This window comes from Kitasatospora nipponensis (genome assembly GCF_039528135.1).
Lineage (GTDB): Bacteria > Actinomycetota > Actinomycetes > Streptomycetales > Streptomycetaceae > Kitasatospora > Kitasatospora nipponensis.
In genome coordinates this window covers 1-675 of the sequence record NZ_BAAALF010000477.1, presented here as the reverse complement: position 1 = coordinate 675, position 675 = coordinate 1, and the positions used below count along the sequence as shown (strand labels likewise).

Genomic DNA, 675 nt, shown 5'->3' with positions numbered 1-675 from the left:
GCGTTGACCGCAAGCGGGTTCGGCGCGCACGTCGCCGCCAACCGGGTCGTGGACGGACAGTAAGCGCATCAGGATCCCCCTGTACGACAAGCGTCGGATGTCCTGGGTCCGGGTGCTGAGAAACCATGGGGCGGGCGCCATCCCCTCCAACTCGGGGACCAGCGTGGGGCGGAGGCGATCACCATGGCCAGGCGTCGCGCACTGACCGTCTGCTCCAGGTCCGGCTGCCCTGCGCTCACCGACTCCGGACGCTGCCCCGAGCACCGGGCCGAAGCCGAACAACGTCGCGGCACCGCCGGGCAGCGCGGCTACGCCCGCCGCCACGAGCAGCATTTCCGCACAGCGGTGCTCGCCCGCGACCCGGTGTGCGTGGTGTGCACCATGGCGCCGAGCAGGCACGCCGACCACCACCCACACTCGCGCCGCGAGTTGGTCCAGCTTGGCCTGGACCCGGACAGCCCGCAGTACGGCCGCGGACTGTGCGGGCCGTGCCACAGCGCGGAGACCGCCCGGCACCAGCCCGGAGGATGGAACAGCAGATGAGCGGATGGACCGAGGAGGGCGAGGCCAGGCCGCAACCGGTCGGTGACGCGCTCGACGACTTCGGCATCGCCGCCGCCCTGGCCCTGGGCCTGCTGCCGGCCGGCGCGGTCGTACTGCTCAAGGTCCTGCAGC

At 72.4% G+C, this 675-nt stretch carries 1 protein-coding gene; it reads left to right on the top strand.

The window, feature by feature from the left end; translation table 11 throughout:
• Positions 1-183: 183 nt before the first annotated feature.
• Positions 184-543, top strand: coding sequence for a holin (locus ABD323_RS41295; RefSeq protein ID WP_344447231.1), 360 nt, complete (start codon positions 184-186; stop codon positions 541-543).
• The last annotated feature ends 132 nt before the right edge of the window (positions 544-675 follow it).